The following is a 21,036-nucleotide window of genomic DNA, read 5'->3' as shown; positions in this document are numbered from 1 at the left end:
ATCACCCTCCAAAGTTAATCTCTTTCCAAATCCCTTGACAAATATCTTTAGCGAATAGGAATATTTGGGTAATTGTTTTCACGGGTTCCGAAGCTGGGGCCATTTCGACTATCATTGCCCCTAGGTATTCTACTGGGGCGTATGCTAAACCGACAGGAGCAATCCCCATTAATGCTCCTTTTTTAATGCCCTCATCGGCGTCTTCATTCCAGTATTTACTTCCTGTGTACCTTGCCATTATTATCCCTTCCAGGTTCCTATACTGATCAGAGCCTAATCTAACGGTAACCTTCAGGTAATGTGGCGTGTCTGCTCTCTTTAAAGTATAGTAGCAAGTTCCGTCTTCACATGACCATACTCCAGTTCTGGGGGTTAAATCCCGCACATCACTAAGCTTGAGAGCCTCAGTCATTCTTTCATCGAGCGGCACAAACACTTCCGCTATCTTGCCGCTGAATTTTGCTGGAATGACATCCGTAATAATATTAGTGCTGATTGCCCTCGAAGTGTCTTCGCCACTATCAAGCATCTTGGTAGTTATTGCATATGGCACATCAGCGGATAATGTATTCTTCTTGACTATAATGTTACATACCTCTGTTTCTCCGAGTAATACTGGCTCATTAGAGCACTCCAGATGAAGGGTTAGCTCGGGAAGATTATTTACTTTAATGTTTTTTGAAAATATTGGCAAACCATTGACCTTTAATGTTATCCTATACGTTCCAGCTCTGTCGAATTTGTAATAAGCATAACCTTCCAAGTATTTATCTCTCGTTATCACTGCCCCCTGATACGTCTTTTTAAGTATTAGTATAGAATTATCATCACTTTCGAGTGTCACAGTGGGATTGGATATAGAGTCCTCTAAGGGAATTACTGTATAGTGAAACATGGCTACATCCCCAACGTATATTGTAGCAGGGTATATACCAAATGCACCACTAATCGATCTGCTCCCCCTTTCAGCTGAAATTACAGTAACACTACCACTTACGGTTTTTGAATATTGGTTAAAGTAGCATTTTCCCAGGTAATTAAATACCCCCGGATACTCATATGTGAGTTCGCCCATAGTCTCACTTACGCTCCCTCCAGCTGAAACGCTAAATGAGCTCTGAAATTTTGCAATACTTGTTTCCGTCGATGTAATGGGATAACTAATGTCGATGTAACAATTGCCCTTAACGAACTCCCCATTTTCATTCAAGATCTTCACCATAAATTTAACACTTTCTCCTTCGAGTATGGTACTATCCCCATCTTCGTCAATAGGGATGATACTAACATTCACTTTTTGAGGATCCACTGGATCGTTGAGGGTTATCGTGCCCGAGTAAGGCACTTCGATCAGCTTCATTGACGTTTCAGGTGAACTCGCTGATAATGGAACAGGCCCAGAGTGGGACTCGTACGAAACCCTGACGACACCACTGACCTCAACGCTCCCACTACCGTAAACCCTACCACTAACACCACTCGCGACCGTTTTCACCTCATTCTCATACAAAAACCCGCCGCTCTCAGCGTCACTCAACTCCACACCCTTAAACTCCACATTAACGCTGGAAACAGCATTCCCCACAGCCTGAACCTCCACCACGACCCTGTACGTGGCATAATCCTCAGCCACCTCAACGGGCTCCACGCGGACACTCTTAACCTCTAACCGCCCGGCAGTTAGAGCCTCTTCCGTGAGAGACCCTCCCAAAATTCCCGGCTCAGGAGGGCTTACTCCGGAACAATCACCACCATTAACAACCCTGCGCGCCCTCAGAGCGTCAGCCAGCTCGCTCACCTTCTCATTCAAGCGGTAATTAAGTTCAGGATTGGAGTTCCCGAACTTTTGGGCCGTGAGAATGGACTCAACCTGAAGGGTGAGATTGTAAGCCTTCAAAGCGTTCCAGTAATAGATTATAGTGCACGGTTTTGGTTTAACTGGTACTGGCTTGATTGGAACCCGGCGGATTGGAAGGGAGGAGACGCTTGACGTTTTAGTAGAGGTCTCGTCCAGGGTCGTGAGTTTCCGGGGTGAGGTTGTTATTTTCATTACCAAAAACCCGTCACCCAACTTTCCACCGGATTCAATGAGTTTTAACTCCCTCTCCTTTAACCTTCTGAGGGCGGATAACTTATCATCAATGCTTTTAGAGCGGTAAACCTCATAAAAAGCACCCCATTCGCTCGAGATGGCCGGGAGAAGAACCTCCTCGCCCCGAATGGAGAATGTCCCAGGATTTGACCAGTACTTCCATTCTAACGCCTTACTCTCGTACTCATTGCACTTGAAAGCCACTCTGAGAAAAGCGTTCGAGAACTCCGTGAGGAACTCACTCATGTTAAAATCCCCGCTGACTTCATCCGCGTGCTGGATTAAGTACTCCTGAAGGTTGTTCACCTCCTCATCACTCCACCCCTGCTCTTTTAAGGCCCGAACCGTCTCCTGGGGGAGGCCCTGGCTTTTAATCTCCAGGGCCATCCTCCTGAGCTCTTCCTCAGTGTAGTACAGTTTTACCCCTGCTGATTTTAATTCTTGGAGGGCCTGCCAGGTTTGGGCGGAGATTAGTGCAGCGTTTTCGGCCCCGGCGTGAGAGTTCTGGAATAACTCGTTAATAGCTGTAACGTTCCCTGATCCCGCTTCTGGGATAAGATTTGCCTCCTTCTCGAGTATCCTCCAGAAGTCCTCGTAAGGGTCCTGGCTGAGTGCTTGAACAGTTCCAATGTTGATCAAGCTCCCGAGCAGGAGTATTACTATCACCAATCCTCCGGCTTTTCTCATTATTATCACCAGGCTTTACAACTAACGTTAGTGTTTAAAAATTTTTTGTAGTAAAATCAATAAAAATTAAAGAATTTCTGATGCTTGAAGAAAACACGGTTTTATTAAAATGGTTCATGAATATAACGAAATGGCAGCTCACAAAAACAGGCGGGAGGGGGCGTTAAATGGAGTGGTGTCAGCCCTTCCCATGCTTCTCGTACCAACCCCACTTCCTATTATGACCATAGGTCTTTTTTCGGCATCGTTTGCCAGGGGGACTTCACTAAAGTTTTCGGAAAAATCCCATTGTACAGCGCCCCTTAAAATGGTTGACATGTAAATTGATACAAGCTCATAGCGCGGCAACTTTTTAAAGAGCCCCTACCTTCAAAAACCGGGGAGAGGCGTGAGGGTGTACAAACTTCGTGTGAGAGAGGAATACCTCGAGATGATAAAGAGCGGAAAGAAGCTCATCGAGGCGAGGGTGGCCTACCCCCAGCTCAGGGGGATGAAAGCGGGGGACAAGATACTCTTCAACGACCTCATCCCCGCGGAGGTCGTGTGGGTTAAGCGGTACGAGACGTTCCGCCAGCTCCTTCGCGAGGAGAAGATTGAAAAGGTCTTTCCGGATTCACCGAGCTACGAGGAGGCCGTGAAGCGCTTCCACGGCATGTACCCCAAGTGGAAGGAGGACCGCTACGGTGTCATGGCCATAAGGTTCCGCCTCCTGGGTGGGAAGAGATGAGGCACCTGAAGTTCGACGGCAGGTATAGGGAGGCCATCCTCTCCGGCAGAAAGCGTGCCACGGTCAGAGCGGGGAAGGTGAACCTCAGGGAGGGCGACGAGGTCTTCATACACGCGGGGGGCTACGTCCTCGGAAGGGCTAGGATAAGGAGGGTGGAGCGGAAGTCCATCGAGGAGCTCACGGAAGAGGACGCCATAAAGGACGGCTTCTCAAGCAGGGAGGAACTCCTGCGGGCGCTGAGGGAGCACTACCCGAACCTCAGGGGGGAGGTAACGGTCGTTGAGTTTGAACTCGTGGAGAGGAGCAGGCCCGTTCTCTCCTCAGAGCTCCCCTACGAGGGGAACAGCCCCCTGGAGATAGCGAGGATGGCGCTCAAGCACCTCGACCTTGATCAGGAAGACGAGAGGTTGATAAGGCTCTTTCTCAAGGAAGGGAGCCTCCGGAAAGCGGCTTATAAACTCGGCGGCATGAACAGGAGATACCTCATAAGGGACGCTTTGAGAAGGGCGTACAAAGAGCTGAAAGAGAAGGGGCTGATGGACTCAAAGATAGGCTGATACCTCGACCTTCTCCCCGAATACCGGGCCCGAGGGAGAAGTCGCGCTGTATTTTACGGGGAATATCTTGAAGTTGTGGCCGACTATTCTCGCAATCTGCCTCTTAAGGGCCTCAAACTCCTCCTCGCTTTCGGCGTATATTTTTCCTATGAAGTCGTACTCCCCGTAGAGCCAGTACCCATCCACGGGGAGGCGCTCCAGGTCTTCGTCCCTAACGCCCCACACAAGTAGGAGGGCTTCGATGGTTACCACCTCCGTACGACAGGAAGACCTTGAGATATTTAGCACTTGTGCTTTAAACGTTGCTCTTTTGACTAAAAATTTCAAAAATTAGGGAAAAGAATTGTCGCAATGTCAGAAAAATGGCACGGCCCCATATTTAACGGCCGTATAACAAAGGGTTTTAACCCCAAAAAGGGAGCTTTATGCGGTGGTGAACGTGATAAAGGCAGTGTTCTTCGACTTCGTGGGGACTCTCATTACCAAGCGGGGGGAGGAGGTTACCCACCAGAACATAGTGCGCGAGGTTCTCAGGAAAGCCGGAAGGGAAGACCTTGACGTCGTTGAGGTGTGGAAAGCCTACGAGGACGCCTCCTCCAGAGCGTTTAAGGCCCTGGCCGGGAAGCCCTTCAAGCCCGTCCGAATAATAGACACAGAGGCCATGGGGGAAGTGGGGAAGGAGTACGGCTTCGAAGTTCCGGCCGACTTCTGGGAGATTCACCTGAGAATGCACGCCCTCCACGGCGAGCTCGTTGAGGGAACCAAGGAAGTCCTCAAGGGGCTCCGCGAGAGGGGCATCCACGTTGGCCTCGTCACTGACTCGGACAACGACTACCTCAAGGCTCACCTCGAGGCCCTTGGGCTCCTCGAGTACTTCGATTCGATAACCACCAGCGAGGAAGCGGGATTCTACAAGCCCCACCCGGCGGTCTTCCAGCTGGCCCTGAAGAAGGCGGGCGTTGAGGGAGATGAGACCATCTACGTGGGCGACAACCCCTCAAAGGACTGCGTCGGTGCGAGGAGCGTTGACATGAGCAGCGTCCTCTACGACCCGGAGGGAAGCAAAAGAGAGCTCTGGAACGAGTGCGAGTTTATAATAAGCGACCTGCGCGAGGTTCTAAAGATAGTGGAGGAGCTTTGATTTCCGCTCCTCCATTAAGCCCACGGGTAAAAGGGTAGAATCACTCAAATCCTGGCTTCCTGGCGTTTAAGACCTTTTTGTTTACCAGCGTCGGCGGTATTTCGCCGTTCTTAAAGGCTATGAGGTTCCTCGCAACGAGCTCTGCCATTCCCTCCCTCGCTCCATGGGTAGCGCTGCCGAGGTGCGGTGCCAGAACGACGTTTTTCAAAGCAAAGAGCTCCTCGTTGTAGTAGGGCTCCTCCTCGAAGACATCCAGGCCTGCTCCAGCTATCCAGCCCTCCTCGAGGGCCTTGATGAGCGCCCCCGTATCCACTACCTTGCCGCGTGCGATATTGACGAGTATCGCGGTCGGCTTCATGAGCTTCAAGCGCTCCTCGTTTATCATGTGGTGGGTTTCCTTCGTGAGCGGAACCGCCAATACAACGAAGTCGCTCTCCTTAAGGAGCTCTTCAAGGGGCCTGAACTCCGCTCCGAGCTCCTTCTCGACGTCTGGCTTTCTTGAGCGGGCGTTGTAAAGGATTCTCATTCCAAACCCCTTTGCCCTCCTCGCTATCGCCTGGCCTATCCTTCCGAAGCCGACTATTCCGACGGTCTTGCCGTAGACGTCGTGGCCGAGGTACATGAGGGGGTGCCAGGCGACACCTTTTCGCTTCCACTCGCCTGAGCGGACGAAGGTATCCCCCTCAACGAGCCTCCTGGCGGTTGCGAGTAAGAGTGCCCACGCAAAGTCCGCGGTGGCGTTCGTTAGGACGTCGGGTGTGTTGGTGACGTAGATTCCGCGTTTGGTCGCCTCTTCGATGTCAACGTTGTCGTAGCCGACGGCGTAGTTGGCCACTACCCTGAGTCTCGGTGCGGCATCGAAGACCTCGGCGTCAATCCTTTCGCTCAGCATCGTGACGAGCGCATCCACATCACGAACCTTCTCAAGCAGGACTTCCCTTGGTATCTCATGCTCGTCCTCCCAGACCTCAACCTCGAAGTGCCCCTTCAAGATTTCTATCCCGTTCTCGGGAATCCTGCGCGTGATGAAGACCTTCGGCTTCATACTCTCACCTTAACGTTCTGATGAGGGTAAGCTATTAATAGTTTCGGGGCGATTTTTAATCGGTGGTTCTCATGGAGTACGACAAGTTTCTCGCGGGGCGGGCCAATTGGATTAAAGGCTCGGCCCTCGCCGATGTTATGAAGAAGGCCGCCGAGCTCAGAGCCAAGGGAAGGGAACTCATCTCCCTTTCGGCCGGCGACCCAGACCCGAACCTCATCCCGAGGGAAGTCCTCGGAGAGCTTGCGAAAGAAATACTTAGGGAGGTTCCAGCCTCCGTCATGTACACTCCAGCCAACGGAATCCCCGAGCTGAGGGAAGAAATCTCGAAGTTCCTTGAAAAATACGAGGGGTACAGTGTTTCTCCGGATGATATAATCATAACCGTTGGGGGAACAGGCGCCCTCGACCTCCTTGGAAGGGTTCTCATAGACCCCGGTGACGTCGTGATAACCGAGAACCCGAGTTACATAAACACACTTTTAGCCTTCGAGCAGCTGGGGGCAAAGGTCTATGGAGTTCCGGTTGACGGCGAGGGGATGAGGACAGACCTTCTTGAAGAGAAGCTCAGGGAGCTGAAGAAGAAGGGAGTCAAGGTGAAGTTCATATACACCATCCCCACCGGCCAGAACCCCATGGGCGTTACGATGAGCAAAGAGCGGAGAAAGCACCTTCTTGAGCTCGCGAGCGAGTACGACCTTTTGATAGTGGAGGACTCGGCCTACAACTTCATGCGCTACGAGGGTGAGGCGACTCCACTCAAGGTTATGGACGGGGAGGGCAGGGTGATAGTGGCTGGAACCCTCAGCAAAGTTCTCGGCACGGGCTTCCGCGTTGGGTGGATAATAGCCCACGGGGAAGTAAAGCAGAAAATCCTGATGGAGAAGTCCCCGATAGACTTCTGCGCTCCAACGATTTCCCAGTACATAGCCCTTGAGTATCTCAGGAGGGGCTACTTTGAGGAGTACCACCTCAAGCAGGGCCTCCCTGGATACAGGGAGAAGAGGGACGCGATGCTCAGGGCCCTCGAAGAGCACCTCCCGGAGGCAGAATTCACCAGGCCAATCGCGGGAATGTTCGTGATGCTGTTCCTGCCAGAAGGAGCGGACGGAATGGCCTTCGCCGAGGAGCTTATGGAGAAGAAGGGTGTCGTTGTTGTCCCTGGTAAGCCGTTCTACACCGACGAGAGCGGTAGAAACGCCATAAGGCTCAACTTCTCACGGCCGAGCAAAGAGGAGATAAAGGAAGGGATAAAGAGGCTTGCAGAGCTCTACCACGAGAAGTTCTGAGCCTTTTCTTTTCTTCACTTCAGTCGAAATCCCATATCGTCCTTCCCTTGTAGAACATCATGACGTAGCCGCAGTTCTTGCAGATAACTATCTTGACCTTGTGTGCCGTAAAACCCCACTTGCTGTCGAGCTTGCCCTCCTCGACCTGGAAGTCTATCCCCCCGCAGAGGGGACACTTAAGCTGTCTTCTCTCCACAGCAATCACCATGGTTACTATCCGTAGAAGGTATAAATAAGTTCTCCCATCGTCCGTCAAGGGCATACGGCGAAACTTTTAATACTCCAGCAGGGGAAAATATTTTGGTGGGAGAATGGGTGAGGTGAAGATAAAGGTACCCCCAGACGTTGATCTGGAGCTCTTTAAGAATCTCATAGAGATGGATGCAAAACTGCTAGCGAAAGCTATGAGAACGAAGGTCTACCCGGGAATGCTTGGAAAGGCAACGGTTGAGGAGCTTGAATCCTACGCCGAGGAGGCCGGGCGTTGATTTACGTTGATGCGAACGTTTTCTACAACTATCTCTTTCAGACCCCCTCTAACAAAGAGAGCCGAGAGTGTGCTTGAGGCACACAGAGGTGAGTTTGTGACGTCCTTCGCTGCCCTCGAAGAGGCAGTTTATGTAACTCTTCGAAAGCTGATCTCGGATAGAAGGGGCATCAAGAACAGGTACGATGTGAAGCGCTTTCTAAAGAGTGATGAGGGGAAAGCACTGATCAGAGAGGCGTTCACCTCAGTTTTAAGCCTCGTTTTCCAGTTCAACATAAAACTCATTGATGACGTTTCAAGTCCGGGACTCGTTGAACTCTATGCTGTAACCTACGGCCTAATGCCCAAAGACGCGCAGATTCTGGCAACGTGCGCCGTTAACGGAGTAAAGGGAATAGCGACTTTCGATGAAGATTTTAGGGACATAGATGAAGTTGAAATTGTCCCATGAGAACCCTCTTAAACCCCTGCCCGTACTCAAGACCATGAGGCACGAGGGGAAAATCGAGGGCATGAGCAACGACGGTCTCGGGGTTCTGAGGGGCGGAGACGGTGAGGTTTACGTCCCCTTCACATATCCGGGCGATAGGGTGAAGGTTAAGAGAACGAAGCGCCGCTTCGGGAGAAAAATAGCCCTTGACTTCGAGCTCCTTGGAGAGTCCCCCCTCCGCCAGGGGGCGAGGTGCCCTTACTTCGGAACCTGCGGCGGCTGTCTCTGGCAGGGGTTGAAGTATAAGGAACAGCTGCGCCTCAAGAGAGGGCTCTTCGAGAGGGCCACAGGGATAAGCGCCGAGATTAAGGGCTCGCCCAAGGTGTGGGGCTTCCGAAACGTGAGCAACTTCATAGTGACCACCTCCGGAATCGGGCTGAAGAAGTACGGCGCGCCCCTGGAGGTGGAAAACCTTGAAGAATGCCCCGTCTTCTCGAAGCACACTCCCGGGTATCTGCGCGCCCTGAGGGACTTCCTCCGCGAGACCGGCCTAAGGCCATGGGATTTAAGGAGAAGAACCGGGGAGGTGCACTACCTCCAGGTGAGGGAGGGCAAGTTCACTGGAGACGTCATGGTAAACATAATAGCCCACGTTGAGCCTCAAGAAGAGGTTCTGGAGGCGTTTAAAGACTACTTTTCCTTCGCTGATTCTCTCTACTGGAGCGTTAAGAGGGATGAAAGGGACGACCCGCGCGGTGATGCGCAACTGGTGGCTGGAGAACCGTACATCCGCGAGCGGGCTGAGGACGTTACCTACCTTATCCACCCCAAGGGCTTCTTCCAGACCAACAGCTACGCCTTACCCTTGCTCCTTAAGGCCGTGGAGGACTTTACGGAGGGGGAGAAGGTTCTCGACCTCTACGCCGGCGTCGGGACGTTTGGTGTTTACCTCTCGAAGAGGGGCTTCGAGGTTGAAGGCGTCGAAGTCAACCCCTTTGCGGTGGAAATGGCGAAGAAAAACACCGAACTTAACGGGGTGAATGCCGAGTTCCACGTCGGGAGAGCGGAGGAAACTCTCATCGGAGAGTACGACACCGTGATAGTTGACCCGCCGCGTAAGGGGCTGAAAGAAGCGGCGGAACTCCTCATCAAAAGCGGAGTTGAGAACGTGGTTTACGTCTCGTGCAACCCTAGGGCCTTCAGGCTCGACTACGAGAACCACCTGAAGAAGGCCTACCGCGTTGAGGAGGCCGTTTTAGTGGACATGTTCCCGCACACGCCCCACGTCGAGGCGGTGATAAAGCTGGTGAGGAGGTAAGGGCCACCTCTCGGAAAGCCCTCAAATGCTAGCCCATACCTCGAGGTTTTCCCTTACGATGCGCTCAAGCTCCCTGCCTATCGGGGTGTTCCTGTTTACCTTGACGAGGCCCTTCTTGCTCGGGGTGGCCGTGAAGATGTAGTCTTCCCCGGCGTAGAACTTGATGGGCATGCCCGCGAAGTCCTTGCTCACCCTCAGGACAAACTGCCTCTTCTTCTCCTCGATTTCCACCGGAATCTTCTCCCTGGGGCCCTCCTCCATGGCCCTCTCCTCGAAGCTCTTGACGTCTATGCTTATGCCCACCTTCTTCTCCAGCTCCGTTATTCTCTTGCCCTTCTTGCCTATGATGGTCGGGATGTCAAACTCGTCCGCGTACACAACCGCCCTGTGCGGGCTCACGAGCTCCACCTCGGTGTAAACATCCGGAAGGAAGCGCTTTATCTCCTGGCGGAGCTTCCTCTCGGCCAGCTTAAGGGCGGGGGCCTTCTCTCCCTTCTTCTTGACCGGAACTATGCTTATCTCCTCGCCGTAGGTGTAAATCTCGTACTCCAGCTCGCCGCTCTCGAAGTCCCTGACCTCTATCACGGGCCTCGCGAGGTCTTCCTCCGTCATGCCGCTCGGAACCTTGACCTTGTACTCGAGGCTCAGAACCTTCTCCACCTTTCCGGCTTTGATGAAAAGCACCGTGTCCACTATCTGGGGTATCATTCCGAGCTCGACCCTTCCTATGAAGCGCTGAACTGCATCTATCGGTTTGGTCGCGTGCACCACGCCAACCATTCCAACTCCCGCCAGCCTGAGGTCGGCGTATATCTTGAAGTCCCTCGTCTTCCTCATCTCGTCGTATATCGTGTAGTCCGGCCTCACGAGGAGGAGCAAATCACCCGTAAGCTCCATCTTCCCCTCAAGGGCGGTGTACTGCGTTATCTCCTCCGCAACCTGGAGGTCCCTCGGCTTCTCCATAGTCTTCACTATCTTGCCCATAGATGAATACCACTCCGCCAGGGCCTGTGCAAAGGTACTCTTACCCTCTCCGGGCGCACCGGCTATGAGTATACCTTCAGCCTTCTCCGTTAGTCTCTTGAGGAGCTTCTCGCTGAGGTGGTAGTCCTCTATGGAGAGCTTCTTTATGGGCCTCACGGCGGTTATCTCAATCCTATCTGCAAAAGGCGGCCTCGCAATGACTATACGGTAGTTTCTGAGCTGAACTACGGTTGCCCCCTCGGCATCGAGCTCTATGAAGCTCTCCGGGTCCCTCCTTGCCCTCTCCACTATGTCGTCCGCGATCTCGTGAACTTCATCGTCCGTGAGGGGTTCCTCCCGCAGGGGAGTAAGGCGCCACTCACCGGGCCTGCCCTTCTTGGCCATGGGCACGACCCCTGCCTTGAGGTGGACGCTCATCGTGTTCTCATCGAAGAAGTCCTCGAGGCGGTGCCTGACTTCCCTTCTGGCCTCAAGGTAGATAACGCGTATACCCTTGGCTATTGCCACGTCCCTCTGAACGGCATCACCCGTCAGAAGTATCCCTTTGAGCTCCATGGCCACCTCTCTAACCATGTTGTCTATCTCGCCCGATTTAGCACGCTTTATCTGCCAGAGCTCCGGTCTCTCCCCGTAAAATTCGAGCTCAATCTCCCCCTTCTCCGCCATCTCGCGAAGCTTTTTGAGCTCCTCGAGGCCGACGTGACCTATAGCCCTCTTCTCGTTTGCCTGGTGCTCTATCTCCGCCACAACGGCCTCGGGAACGACTACCCTAACCCTCTCGCCGAGCTCCCGCAGGTACTGCGTGAGCCTGCCGTCAACAATGACACTAGTATCCGGAACGATGACTTCCATAATCCTCACCTCTAATGGGCACTACCTCGAGGGAGTTATAAAGGTTAGCACAATCCTGATGATGGAAACTTATTAAAACGATGAGGCCGCTACATAATGTGTGGTGAGAGAATGGGCAAGATTATCTCCATCGTATCGGGAAAGGGGGGAACTGGGAAGACCACGACGACGGCGAACCTTGCGGTGGCCCTGGGAAAGCTGGGGAAGAGTGTTGTTGCCGTTGACGGAGATCTCACGATGGCAAACCTAAGCCTCGTTATGGGCCTCGATGATGCAAGTGTAACGATACATGATGTACTCATAGGAACCGCGGAAATAAAGGATGCCATCTACGCGATTCCCGATTTTGAGAACGTTCACGTAATCCCCGCCGCCATTGACTGGGAACACGTTATGAAAGCCGACCCTCGCGGCCTTCCCTCGGTGATAAAACCCCTTAAGGAGCAGTTTGATTACGTTTTGATAGACTGCCCCGCCGGCCTTCAGGTTGACGCCATGAGTGCGATGCTGAGCGGTGAGGAAGTTTTACTCGTCACGAACCCCGAGATATCGTGCATGACCGACACCATGAAGGTGGGAATAGTTCTGAAGAGGGCCGGACTCGCGATGCTCGGCTTTGTGCTGAACCGATACGGCAGGAGCTCGAACGACATCCCGCCGGACGCGGCGGAGGAAGTTATGGAAGTCCCTCTTCTCGCGGTCATACCCGAGGATCCGGCCGTCAGGGAGGCCACCCTGGAGGGAATCCCAGTTGTGGCGTACAAGCCCACCTCCGATGGGGCCAAGGCATTCATGGCCCTCGCGCAGGAGATAGAGAGGATATCCGGCTTCAAGGCGAGGGTAATGTACTGATGAACACTTTTCAGGATTCGGGGTTTGCGGTCCCATACTTTTCATAAAATCCCTGTAAACGCTGAACTTCCAAACAAAAGGGCCGGAGAAACCCTTTTTTGTGATGGGGAGAGATGGTATGTGGTGAGAGAGATGTGCCTGATAGCGGGAGGACTGGGCGAGCACCTCAAACCAAAGCTCATCCGCATGATCGAAGCGGGAAAGCACAGGGGGAAGGATTCGTTCGGCGTGTGGACCGATGAGGGAGTTCTCAAGAGCCCCGACTTCTCACGCGTGGGGGAGATACCCGACGGCAGGATAGGCATCCTCCAGTGCCGTCTTGCCATGACAGGCTCAAAGGGGTTCACACAGCCCTTCTTCAACGACCTAACCCTCGTTCACAACGGCGAGATATACAACCACGTGCCCCTCAGGGAATGGCTGGAGGGGAGGGGCGTCTCCTTCGAGAGCGACGTTGATACGGAGGTAATCCTCCGCCTCATCGAGTACCTGCTCGAGAAGGGGCTCAGAATGGAGGAGGCAGTGAGAAGGGCCATGGTCATGCTCAACGGTGATTACGCGGTCGCGATAACCAATGGGACAAAGATATACCTCTTCCGCGACCCCATAGGGATAAGGCCCCTCCACTTCTCCCCAAGGGGGTTCTTCGCCTCCGAGAGGAAGGTGCTGTGGGCGGTAGGGGAGGAGGCCCATCCCGTTCTACCCGGCGAACTGGTCGTCCTCGATGGAAAGAGCGTCGTAAGAAAACGTCTTCTCCATCCAAAAGACCTTGCCCGGAGGGGCTGCAACGCGAGGAAGAGCCTTAAAGCGGCGCTGGAGTACGCGGTTAGGCTGAGAACACCGGGGGAAGTTGCTGTGCTCTTCTCCGGTGGGCTGGACAGCTCGCTGCTCGCCCTTATCGCTTCAAAGTACGGTGACGTGAGTCTCTACACCGCTGGAGAAGAGAACAGCCCCGACGTCGAGTGGGCGCGTAGGGCAAGCGACGCCCTGGGCCTGCCCCTGAGGGAGTACCTCTTCGAGGAGGACGAGGTGGAGGAGGCCGCTAAAAGGGTAATTTTCGCCATAGAGGAGCCCAATCCAATGAACCTCGCGATTGGAATACCCCTCTACTTTGCTACGAAACTCGCCCGTGAGAACGGGGATTCGGTCCTCCTCAGCGGGCAGGGAGCGGATGAACTCTTCGGGGGCTACGCGAAGTACCTTGAGAGGCCAGAACTAATGGAGGAAGACGTCGAGAACCTCTGGAGCAGAAACCTTGAGAGGGACGACAAGATAGCAATGCTCAACTCCGTGGAGGGCCGCTTCCCCTACCTCGACCCCAACGTGGTCGGCATAGCTCTTGGCCTGCCCCTGGAGCTCAAGATAGCCAGCGGCGTCAGGAAGAAGATTCTCAGGGATGTGGCCCTGGAACTCGGCCTTCCCGAGGAGTTCGCGATGCGGGAGAAGAAGGCGTGCCAGTACGGGAGCCACTCCCAGAGGCTCCTCCGGAGGGTGGCTAAGAGGCATGGGTTTTCCCTCAGGGACTACTCCGAGAAACTTTTCAGGGAAACTTTCTCGCCACTTCCCGGAAGAATCAAAGGCCCCACAGGGCAGAATTAACGTTAATAAACGATTCCATACTTTTTTTAACGTTCCCACGCTCCCCTGGCTGAACGGAAAGGTTTGAGTAAACGATTTCGTGAAAAAGGCTTAAATAGAGCTTTTTACAAAAAGTAGAATCGAGAGGTGGTGTATATGTGGAAAAAACTCATCGCCCTGCTGTTCGTTTTAACGCTCATACCCGTACCAAACGTCCTCACCCAGGAAGTACGGAGAGTGGTGGTGCTCACAAGCGATAACCCCGCCGACAGCGCCATGGGTGAGGTGGTGGGGGGGGCTCCTCGGGGCGAATGTAATAACCACGGAGTGGGGAACCTACAGCCCGGAGGTCACGATGGAAGTCCTCAAGGAGGAGCCGGACCTCGTCATAGTCATAGGGGGCACCGTGGCGGTTCCGCCGGAGTACGAGGAGGACTTTTCGACGGCGGGCGTTGAGGTAATGCGCTGGGGCGGCAGCAACAGGGAGGAGACCAGTTACGCCGTCTTCACTGGCCTTAAAAACAGCTTTCCAAGCGCCCTCGAAGGTGTTAAGAGCGTTGTGTTCATAGAGGGAAGAAACCCTGCGGCATACGGCCTCATGAAATCTCAGCTCCCGGGTAGGAGCATTGTTCTCTTCGTGGACATGGGGGCCGAGTCTTTTAGGGAGGTCGCCCTCAGCGTCGTTGAGGCTATTGGAGCGGGGGAGGTTGAGATTCTCCTGCTGGCCGGGAAGAAGGGCGAACCGCTCTTCGGGAGAATTTCCACAGTCTCAAACGTCTCAAAGGCCCTCGAAGAGAGAGGTGTGGATGTGGCACTCGTCAACGTGCCTCCCTCCCGGAATCTGGCCGCGAGGGCCATAACGAAGGCGGAGGAAGCCCTGATAAAGCTCTCCGCCTACGACGATAGGAGTGAGGAAAGGCTGGAGAAGGCGAAGGAGCTCCTCGAAAGGGCAAGGAGTGCCTACGAAAGGGGGGACTACCAGGAGGCGTACATCCTAGCGCTGACGGCGGAGGGCTACGCGGACGTTGTCAGGAAGAGGAACCTCGATATAATGAGGAGCACGTTCCAGGGAAGCGGGAAGCACGGCCTCGAGTTCAAACTCATGCGCCTCAAGTGGATTGTTAAGGCCCTCGAGGCAAACGGCAGGGACATTTCAGACCTTGAGAGTCTCATAGCGGAGATAGAAAGCCTCATAAACAGCGGCCGCTACGGAGAAGCCGCCCAGAAGCTCGAAAGCCTCAAGAAGGACATCAGGGGAAGGTACGCGCGCGGCCGCGAATCCCACGGCCCGCCCCAGAACCCGGGGGGCAATCACCGCCCGTGAAGGCAACCCTTTTATGTTCTTTCCCCAATTTTTAGGCCATGAGGATACTGATGGTGGGCCACTATCCCCCTCACGGCGGCGGGGTCGCGAACCACCTCGACAGCGTGGTTGCCCTCCTGAGGAAAAGGCACGAGGTCCACGTGCTAACCTACGGGCCTGTGAAGGTCAGGGATTTTGAGAGGGACTTCGTGCACCAGGTTAGGGTGCCCCCCCGTCTTCGGCCTCAGGGGGACGAGCTTCGCTCTTCTGGCCTCAAAGAAGATAGTGGAGCTCCATAAGGAGTACGGTTTCGACGTTGTTCACGCCCACTTCGTGGGGACGACGAGCTACTCCGCGGTTCTCGCTAGAGAGAGGATTGATGCCCCCCTTGTCGTTACCGCGCACGGCAGCGACCTCGAGTTCACCTCAAAGCTCCCCCTCGGCCGTTTCTTCGTCAAGGAGAGCCTGATAAGGGCGGATGCAGTGGTTGCCGTGAGCCACTACCTGGCCCTCAAGGCCATCTCCCTCGGTGCACACGAGGTTAAGGTTATCTCCAACGGAGTGGCTGTTTTGGGAGAGAAAAATGAAAAGAGGGAGTTCGTAACGTTCGTTGGCGCCCTGAGAAGCTACAAGGGGCTCGACGATTTCCTTAAACTGGCGGAGTACTTTCCAGAGGAGAGGTTCTTGGTACTCGGCGATGGGCCGCTGAGAGTTCTCGAGGAGCGCGCTCCCCCCAACATGGAGTTCCTCGGCTACAGGCGGGATGTGGAGGAGTTCCTGGGCCGTTCAAAGCTCCTTGTTGTGCCTTCGAGAAGGGAGGGCTTCGGACTGGTGGTGCTCGAGGCCAACAGGGCCGAAGTCCCCGTGGTGGCGCGTAGGGTCGGCGCCCTGCCGGAGCTCGTGAGGGACGGCAAGAACGGCCTGCTCTTCGGCGACACGGGAGAGCTGGTCAGGGCAGTGGAGTACTACCTCAGAAACCCGGCCGCAAGGGAGAGAGCCGGACGCATAGGGAGGGCCCTTTCAAAACGCTACTCATGGGAGGAGAGCGTTTCCGCGCTCGAAAGCCTCTACGCCTCGCTGGTTTCCGGACACTAACTTTTTAATAGGCCCCGTCCAACGGATTGTGGTGGTGGGCGTGACTGTCGTGATAAACATGCGAGAGGGAGTTGACGCGAGAAGGATAAGGGTAGCGGCGAGGTTCATACGCGAGGGAGAGCTCGTTGCCTTTCCAACGGAGACCGTTTACGGCCTCGGCGGGGATGCACTCAACAGGGAGGCAGTCCTAAAGATATTCAGGGCCAAGGGAAGACCAGCTGACAATCCCCTAATCGTCCACATAGCGGATTTTGAGGGGCTTTATGAGCTCGCGCGGGAGGTTCCGAAGGAGGCGGAACTTTTAGCGAAGCGCTTCTGGCCCGGGCCCCTAACAATCGTGCTTCCGAAGGCCGGGGGAGTGCCGAAGGAGACAACAGGGGGACTCGACAGCGTGGCCGTTAGGATGCCCTCCCACGAGATAGCCCTCGCCCTCATAAGGGCCAGCGGGAGGCCCATAGCTGCCCCGTCAGCCAACATAAGCGGAAAGCCGAGTCCAACCCTCGCTGAACACGTGATTGACGATTTCTATGGAGAGATAGCGTGCATAGTTGACGGCGGCGAGACCTTCATAGGGGTGGAGAGTACGGTAATAGACCTGACGAGCTGGCCTCCGGTTCTGCTGAGGCCCGGTGGTCTTCCTCTCGAGGAGATAGAGAGGGCCGTTGGGGAGGTTCTAATACACCCTGCGGTGAGGGGGAAGGAGGTTGACCTCGCCAAGGCGCCGGGAATGAAGTACAAGCACTACTCCCCCAGTGCGGACGTCATAGTCGTGGAGGGGAAGAGGGAGCGGGTTCACGAGAAGATAAGCGAGCTCGTCGCTTCCTTCAAGGGGGAAGGAAAGCGCGTTGGGGTTATGGCAACGGGAGGGACCTACGAGGCAGACGAGTTCTTTGACCTCGGCGGGAGCGAGGAAGAAGTCGCCAGAAACCTCTTCAAGGCACTGAGGGAGCTCGACAAGCGGGGCGTGGAGATAATAATAGCCGAGGGCATCGAGGAGAGGGGTTTGGGGCTCGCGGTGATGAACAGGCTCCGAAAAGCAGCTGGCTACAAAGTAGTAAAGGTTTAATACTCCCGGCACCTAAACTCAAGAACAGGAATTTATGTACATCGGTGAAATCCCCTAGCTAGAGGTGATTGACTTTGGCCATCTCTTCACTTTCCCCGAGGGCGCCCGAAGACCTTGAGAGCATAGCCCATAAGAAATTCAAGGAAGGCGAGAAGAAGGAAGGCATAAAACTCCTCATCCAGGCCGGGAAGAAGTACGAGGAGGGCGGCAATATAGGCGATGCCGCGAGGGTGTTCAAGCAGGTCGGTCTGACGTTGCTCTCAATCCCCCCTCTGAAGGACAAGGCAAAGCCCTTCCTAATCAAGAGCGCCTCCCTGTACCTTGATTTAATAAGCGCCGAGATAGAGAAGCCCGAGGTTGACCTCCTGAACCTCGAGAATTTCTGTATTAACGTCCTCGACAACTTCACGCTCATCGGGGACACTAAGAACTTCGAGAGGTACGCGCGCGAGTTCGCCAAGATGTACGAGGAGCTTGGAGAGACCTACCTTGCAAACGACGACCTTGACTCAACGATAGTGGCTTACGAAGCAGCTTACAGGCACTACAAGATGATAAAGGACGAAGAGGGCATTAAATCGGTCGCAAGCAAGCTCATAGACATCTATGGCAAAATCTCAGAGGAGCATCTCGCGAACAAGGAGTACGAGGACGCGGCCCGCGTGTTTGAACGTATAGGCTTCTTCGTGAAGGACCTCTTTGGATACGACGTCCACTTCACCGAGATGCTCGAAACCGCTGGTAAAAACTACGAAACTGCCAGCAAGCTCGCCTACGCCAATGGAGACCTGGAGAAAATGGTCCGCACGCTCGTGGAAGCCCTCTACGCATACCTCCTCGGCAACAACACGAGCAGGGCAAAGTTAATAGGAATCAACACGTCGAGGATGCTCAACCAGCTCATAACCAGCCACAGGAGTTCGGGCGAATACCACAAGGCCTACGAGGAGATGATGCTCATGGCGGTAACCCTCGTGGGGGTGGGCAAGCTCAAGGAGGCCATAAAGATATACGGGGAGATACTCCAGGAGACGCCGAAGCTCGAGTACAAGATACGTATAAGGGAGGCCATCCTCCAGTATATCGCCTCAACGAAGAAGAGTGTTGAGCTCCTGGAGGCCATTGACCAGCTCAGGTTCTACTTCAGACGGGGAGACCTCCTGAAGGCCTTCGATATCGCGGAGAGGGTCCTTGAGAGCGCCGTGAGTGACGACATCCTCAAAAAATTGTACGGGGCAGAGGGGATAACGAATTCGTTTTAGCCCCCCCTACATAACCCTGAGGCGGTAGGTCCTCCTCCTTGTGTCCCCCAGGAGGTAGAGCTCCTCCACAATTCCTTTTTCCTTCAGAATGCCAAGGGCGTAGCGGACGGTCCTTTCGGACATTCCAGCCTTCTCCGACAGCTCCTTAGAAGAGGCGGGGCCCAACTTCTCCAGGGCCGTGAGAACCTTCAGCGCGGAACGGGGTAAAGCAAACTCCATCCCCCCTCATTTCACACCACCGTATTCGGCTCTCCGTGCGGGGTTATAAGGTTTCCGATAGAGGCAAGTTTTACGACCAAAAAATGTTTAAAGACCATAAACGAAAAATATTTATGTGGTTAAAAGGTTCTAGCTTTGTGAAATATGTATCATCGAGGGTGATATAAATGACAAGCCCGATGGACAGGCTTAAAGAAAAGCTGACGAAGGAAGTTCTCTGGATATACATCCTCAGCCTCCTGAAGGAGAGGCCGATGTACGCTTACGAGCTCAAAGCGAAGATAAAGGAGCGCTTTAACTTCGAGCCCGCCACCGTGAGCTCCTACGTGGTTCTTTACAAACTCGAGAAGGATGGTTACGTTACCGCCCACTGGCAGGAGAGCGAGACTGGAAAACCGTCGAGGAAGTACTACGAGCTTACCGACGAGGGGAAAAAGCTTCTCGAAGAGGGGATTAAGTTCATCGAAAATATGGCAAAGAATTTGAGGGAGTGATCAGCGACCAGCTCCCCTCGGCTCTTTTGCCTTTGGTCTGAGCTTGGTGTAACCGCACTTCCTGCACCTTTTGGCCTTCCACGGGTTTGTGGCGCCGCACTTGAGGCAGACGTACTTCTTAAAGAGCCTTGCTTCAGCTTCCGGGAATCTCGCCATTGTAATCCCTCCGTGATCTTGAGACATTCACCTCTTAACGGAAGGCGTTTTTAAACTTTGTGGAGAGGGAAAGCGAAAAATTTAAAAATAAATCCCCGCGAGCTATATCGGGCGTGCCGGGGTAGCTCAGCCTGGTCAGAGCGCTCGGCTCATAGGGCCGCTTCCCTTCGGGGGAGCCTGAGAAACCGAGAGGTCCGGGGTTCAAAGCCCCGCCCCGGCACTAATACGCTTCGAATTCTGATGGCACTTTTCTAGGACACTGCGTCTTTTAGTGCGGAAAGAGTAGTAAAGGAATAAAATGAAAAAGTGCCTACTTCCTCCGCCTTCTCCAGAAAAGTGGAAGAAGCGGGAAGAGCGCAATCAGTCCCGGACCGCAGGTGACGCTAAAAGTCACCCCCTTCGAAGATTCTGAAGTCGAAGTGGTGCGTGAAGGCGAAGGGTAGGGTCCGGTCTGAGTTGTGCTTGGCGAACTGGTCGGAAAGTTAGTTGATGTCTCCGTTTGCGGGGACGAACTTGTTTGGGTTTGAACCGTAGAAGTTGTGCCCCCTTGGCCGCCAGGCGAGAGCTTGATCACGTAGACATCATCATCGCCTGAACCGAAGGAGTCCGTGAACCCAGCTATTACATAGCCCCCATCCGTAGTCTGCTGGATGGAATGACCCTCCTCAAAACCACCAGCATCAAATGTCCTCTGCCACTGAAGGTTCCCGTTAGGGTCAGTCTTGACCAGATAAACGTCCTTGTAGTTTGCATCGAACGAGTACGTGTAGCTGACCACCACGTACCCCCCGTCCGTAGTCTGCCGAACATCAACCATAGGTTTGATAATGGAATCATGCTTACCCTCCATCCCCTCTCCACCGAAGGTCTTCTCCCATTGGAGGTTACCCGCTGAGTCAATCTTGACCAGGTAAACGTCATAGTAACCAGCACCGAACGAATTTGTAGCACCGGCTATTATGTAGCCACCATCGGAAGTCTGCTGGATGGAATAGGCAAAGTCCTCACCGTTCCCTCCAAAGGTCTTCTCCCACTCAATCTTTACTCCTGCGTCCGATTGGGCATGCACTTGGATAATCGTCAAGCTCAAAAACAGGATTATTACCACGCCGATTATGGACTTTCTAATCTTTTTTCTCCAGGCTTTGGAACGCCGGTCTCGGGAAAAAATAGGGGTTTTCATAATGCTCCCTTCCCAACCTTTTCGACCGCCAACCCAAGAACCCCCTTGAGTTAGAAGGACCAAGGGGTTAAGCAGGTCTTATCTGTAACTGTTTTCAAAGTATTTATAAGTTTCTAAAGAGGTGGAGAAATAACAATATTGGGCCGCAAAATCCTTTATAAAAAACAATTAAAAACAGAAAGAAGTTCAAAAGCAGGAAACTATAATACAAGCGTCCTTTTC

23 protein-coding genes and 1 tRNA gene are annotated in these 21,036 nt (G+C 53.8%); 16 read left to right on the top strand and 8 right to left on the bottom strand.

Features of this window, described 5'->3' with window-relative positions; all coding sequences use genetic code 11:
• Position 1 precedes the first annotated feature (1 nt).
• A complete protein-coding gene (locus tag PFER_RS11900; protein ID WP_157255191.1) occupies positions 2-2,788 on the bottom strand; it encodes a hypothetical protein in 2,787 nt (928 codons plus the stop codon).
• 379 nt (positions 2,789-3,167) lie between these two features.
• Here PFER_RS11900 and PFER_RS09305 point away from each other — a divergent pair, with 379 nt between their 5' ends.
• Together PFER_RS09305 and PFER_RS09300 are read left to right on the top strand one after the other, a co-directional pair.
• A complete protein-coding gene (locus PFER_RS09305) occupies positions 3,168-3,506 on the top strand; it encodes an ASCH domain-containing protein (RefSeq protein ID WP_048151439.1) in 339 nt (112 codons plus the stop codon).
• Positions 3,503-4,063 carry an ASCH domain-containing protein gene (locus PFER_RS09300; protein WP_048151437.1) on the top strand — a complete coding sequence of 187 codons (561 nt, stop codon included), beginning with the start codon at positions 3,503-3,505 and terminating at the stop codon, positions 4,061-4,063. Before PFER_RS09305 ends, PFER_RS09300 begins: the two co-directional genes overlap by 4 nt.
• Here the strand turns inward: PFER_RS09300 and PFER_RS09295 are convergent.
• Positions 4,049-4,315 (bottom strand): hypothetical protein, encoded by a 267-nt coding sequence (locus tag PFER_RS09295; RefSeq protein WP_048151435.1) that lies wholly within the window; start codon positions 4,313-4,315, stop codon positions 4,049-4,051. The genes PFER_RS09300 and PFER_RS09295 overlap by 15 nt on opposite strands.
• 187 nt (positions 4,316-4,502) lie before the next feature.
• Here PFER_RS09295 and PFER_RS09290 point away from each other — a divergent pair, with 187 nt between their 5' ends.
• Positions 4,503-5,204 carry a TIGR02253 family HAD-type hydrolase gene (locus PFER_RS09290; RefSeq protein WP_048151433.1) on the top strand — a complete coding sequence of 234 codons (702 nt, stop codon included), beginning with the start codon at positions 4,503-4,505 and terminating at the stop codon, positions 5,202-5,204.
• A 40-nt stretch (positions 5,205-5,244) separates the two neighbouring features.
• On the opposite strand, the gene gyaR is transcribed toward PFER_RS09290, so the two are convergent.
• Complete coding sequence (gene gyaR / locus PFER_RS09285) at positions 5,245-6,249, bottom strand: glyoxylate reductase (protein WP_048151431.1); 1,005 nt, start codon at positions 6,247-6,249, stop codon at positions 5,245-5,247.
• Between the two features lie 71 nt (positions 6,250-6,320).
• On the opposite strand from gyaR, the gene PFER_RS09280 reads away from it, so the two are divergent.
• Positions 6,321-7,535: an aminotransferase-like domain-containing protein gene (locus PFER_RS09280; RefSeq protein WP_048151428.1), complete on the top strand. Its 1,215-nt coding sequence runs from the start codon at positions 6,321-6,323 to the stop codon at positions 7,533-7,535.
• A gap of 19 nt (positions 7,536-7,554) precedes the next feature.
• On the opposite strand, the gene PFER_RS12220 is transcribed toward PFER_RS09280, so the two are convergent.
• Entirely contained in the window at positions 7,555-7,731 is a 177-nt protein-coding gene (locus PFER_RS12220) for a zinc ribbon domain-containing protein (protein ID WP_245612539.1), read from the bottom strand.
• A 115-nt stretch (positions 7,732-7,846) separates the two neighbouring features.
• Here PFER_RS12220 and PFER_RS12305 point away from each other — a divergent pair, with 115 nt between their 5' ends.
• From PFER_RS12305 to rlmD, 3 genes are read left to right on the top strand one after another with little or no spacing between them, the layout of a single operon-like run.
• A complete protein-coding gene (locus tag PFER_RS12305) occupies positions 7,847-8,023 on the top strand; it encodes a hypothetical protein (protein ID WP_170218366.1) in 177 nt (58 codons plus the stop codon).
• 9 nt (positions 8,024-8,032) lie between these two features.
• Positions 8,033-8,473, top strand: a complete 441-nt coding sequence (locus PFER_RS09275) for a PIN domain-containing protein (protein ID WP_084593948.1) — start codon at positions 8,033-8,035, stop codon at positions 8,471-8,473.
• Positions 8,474-8,507: 34 nt separating this feature from the next.
• Positions 8,508-9,770: a 23S rRNA (uracil(1939)-C(5))-methyltransferase RlmD gene (gene rlmD / locus PFER_RS09270; RefSeq protein ID WP_048151680.1), complete on the top strand. Its 1,263-nt coding sequence runs from the start codon at positions 8,508-8,510 to the stop codon at positions 9,768-9,770.
• 21 nt (positions 9,771-9,791) lie between these two features.
• On the opposite strand, the gene PFER_RS09265 is transcribed toward rlmD, so the two are convergent.
• A complete protein-coding gene (locus tag PFER_RS09265; RefSeq protein ID WP_048151423.1) occupies positions 9,792-11,606 on the bottom strand; it encodes a PINc/VapC family ATPase in 1,815 nt (604 codons plus the stop codon).
• Positions 11,607-11,717: 111 nt separating this feature from the next.
• Between PFER_RS09265 and minD the strand changes: the two genes are divergently transcribed.
• The 7 genes from minD (at position 11,718) to PFER_RS09235 (ending at position 18,762) form a co-directional block, all read left to right on the top strand.
• A complete protein-coding gene (gene minD, locus PFER_RS09260) occupies positions 11,718-12,458 on the top strand; it encodes a cell division ATPase MinD (protein WP_048151421.1) in 741 nt (246 codons plus the stop codon).
• Between the two features lie 132 nt (positions 12,459-12,590).
• Entirely contained in the window at positions 12,591-14,057 is a 1,467-nt protein-coding gene (locus PFER_RS09255; protein WP_048151419.1) for a DUF7411 family protein, read from the top strand.
• 259 nt (positions 14,058-14,316) lie between these two features.
• Positions 14,317-15,360, top strand: a complete 1,044-nt coding sequence (locus PFER_RS09250) for a cell wall-binding repeat-containing protein (RefSeq protein WP_048151417.1) — start codon at positions 14,317-14,319, stop codon at positions 15,358-15,360.
• 38 nt (positions 15,361-15,398) lie between these two features.
• Entirely contained in the window at positions 15,399-15,638 is a 240-nt protein-coding gene (locus PFER_RS12605) for a hypothetical protein (RefSeq protein ID WP_342666395.1), read from the top strand.
• Positions 15,535-16,434: a glycosyltransferase family 4 protein gene (locus PFER_RS09245; RefSeq protein WP_342666394.1), complete on the top strand. Its 900-nt coding sequence runs from the start codon at positions 15,535-15,537 to the stop codon at positions 16,432-16,434. Before PFER_RS12605 ends, PFER_RS09245 begins: the two co-directional genes overlap by 104 nt.
• A gap of 40 nt (positions 16,435-16,474) precedes the next feature.
• The gene (locus PFER_RS09240; RefSeq protein WP_048151415.1) at positions 16,475-17,500 is read left to right on the top strand and encodes an L-threonylcarbamoyladenylate synthase; all 1,026 of its coding nucleotides are present in this window, start codon (positions 16,475-16,477) and stop codon (positions 17,498-17,500) included.
• A 74-nt stretch (positions 17,501-17,574) separates the two neighbouring features.
• Positions 17,575-18,762, top strand: a complete 1,188-nt coding sequence (locus PFER_RS09235) for a hypothetical protein (RefSeq protein WP_245612532.1) — start codon at positions 17,575-17,577, stop codon at positions 18,760-18,762.
• A gap of 6 nt (positions 18,763-18,768) precedes the next feature.
• Here the strand turns inward: PFER_RS09235 and PFER_RS09230 are convergent, their stop codons facing one another.
• Positions 18,769-18,981, bottom strand: a complete 213-nt coding sequence (locus PFER_RS09230; RefSeq protein ID WP_048151414.1) for a winged helix-turn-helix transcriptional regulator — start codon at positions 18,979-18,981, stop codon at positions 18,769-18,771.
• A 167-nt stretch (positions 18,982-19,148) separates the two neighbouring features.
• Between PFER_RS09230 and PFER_RS09225 the strand changes: the two genes are divergently transcribed.
• On the top strand, positions 19,149-19,475 hold the full coding sequence (locus tag PFER_RS09225; RefSeq protein WP_048151411.1) for a PadR family transcriptional regulator: 327 nt from the start codon (positions 19,149-19,151) through the stop codon (positions 19,473-19,475).
• Here the strand turns inward: PFER_RS09225 and PFER_RS09220 are convergent, their stop codons facing one another.
• Positions 19,476-19,631 carry a 50S ribosomal protein L40e gene (locus tag PFER_RS09220; RefSeq protein ID WP_048151409.1) on the bottom strand — a complete coding sequence of 52 codons (156 nt, stop codon included), beginning with the start codon at positions 19,629-19,631 and terminating at the stop codon, positions 19,476-19,478.
• A gap of 115 nt (positions 19,632-19,746) precedes the next feature.
• On the opposite strand from PFER_RS09220, the gene PFER_RS09215 reads away from it, so the two are divergent.
• Positions 19,747-19,851, top strand: a tRNA-Met gene (locus PFER_RS09215).
• Between the two features lie 90 nt (positions 19,852-19,941).
• On the opposite strand, the gene PFER_RS11895 is transcribed toward PFER_RS09215, so the two are convergent.
• Positions 19,942-20,814, bottom strand: coding sequence for a CGP-CTERM sorting domain-containing protein (locus PFER_RS11895; protein ID WP_052696220.1), 873 nt, complete (start codon positions 20,812-20,814; stop codon positions 19,942-19,944).
• Between the last annotated feature and the right edge of the window lie 222 nt (positions 20,815-21,036).

Origin of the sequence: Palaeococcus ferrophilus DSM 13482 (genome assembly GCF_000966265.1) — an archaeon.
GTDB lineage: Archaea > Methanobacteriota_B > Thermococci > Thermococcales > Thermococcaceae > Palaeococcus > Palaeococcus ferrophilus.
This window is presented reverse-complemented; position numbering and strand designations above follow the sequence as displayed.

What these genes read in the sequence shown, in the direction of transcription:
- PFER_RS09300 (WP_048151437.1), top strand. Translation starts at nt 3,503, where the DNA reads ATGAGGCACCTGAAGTTCGACGGCAGGTATAGGGAGGCCATCCTCTCC.
- gyaR (WP_048151431.1), bottom strand. Translation starts at nt 6,249, where the DNA reads ATGAAGCCGAAGGTCTTCATCACGCGCAGGATTCCCGAGAACGGGATA.
- PFER_RS09280 (WP_048151428.1), top strand. Translation starts at nt 6,321, where the DNA reads ATGGAGTACGACAAGTTTCTCGCGGGGCGGGCCAATTGGATTAAAGGC.
- PFER_RS12305 (WP_170218366.1), top strand. Translation starts at nt 7,847, where the DNA reads ATGGGTGAGGTGAAGATAAAGGTACCCCCAGACGTTGATCTGGAGCTC.
- PFER_RS09275 (WP_084593948.1), top strand. Translation starts at nt 8,033, where the DNA reads ATGCGAACGTTTTCTACAACTATCTCTTTCAGACCCCCTCTAACAAAG.
- rlmD (WP_048151680.1), top strand. Translation starts at nt 8,508, where the DNA reads ATGAGGCACGAGGGGAAAATCGAGGGCATGAGCAACGACGGTCTCGGG.
- PFER_RS09265 (WP_048151423.1), bottom strand. Translation starts at nt 11,606, where the DNA reads ATGGAAGTCATCGTTCCGGATACTAGTGTCATTGTTGACGGCAGGCTC.
- minD (WP_048151421.1), top strand. Translation starts at nt 11,718, where the DNA reads ATGGGCAAGATTATCTCCATCGTATCGGGAAAGGGGGGAACTGGGAAG.
- PFER_RS09255 (WP_048151419.1), top strand. Translation starts at nt 12,591, where the DNA reads ATGTGCCTGATAGCGGGAGGACTGGGCGAGCACCTCAAACCAAAGCTC.
- PFER_RS12605 (WP_342666395.1), top strand. Translation starts at nt 15,399, where the DNA reads ATGAGGATACTGATGGTGGGCCACTATCCCCCTCACGGCGGCGGGGTC.
- PFER_RS09230 (WP_048151414.1), bottom strand. Translation starts at nt 18,981, where the DNA reads ATGGAGTTTGCTTTACCCCGTTCCGCGCTGAAGGTTCTCACGGCCCTG.
- PFER_RS09225 (WP_048151411.1), top strand. Translation starts at nt 19,149, where the DNA reads ATGACAAGCCCGATGGACAGGCTTAAAGAAAAGCTGACGAAGGAAGTT.
- PFER_RS09220 (WP_048151409.1), bottom strand. Translation starts at nt 19,631, where the DNA reads ATGGCGAGATTCCCGGAAGCTGAAGCAAGGCTCTTTAAGAAGTACGTC.
- PFER_RS11895 (WP_052696220.1), bottom strand. Translation starts at nt 20,814, where the DNA reads ATGAAAACCCCTATTTTTTCCCGAGACCGGCGTTCCAAAGCCTGGAGA.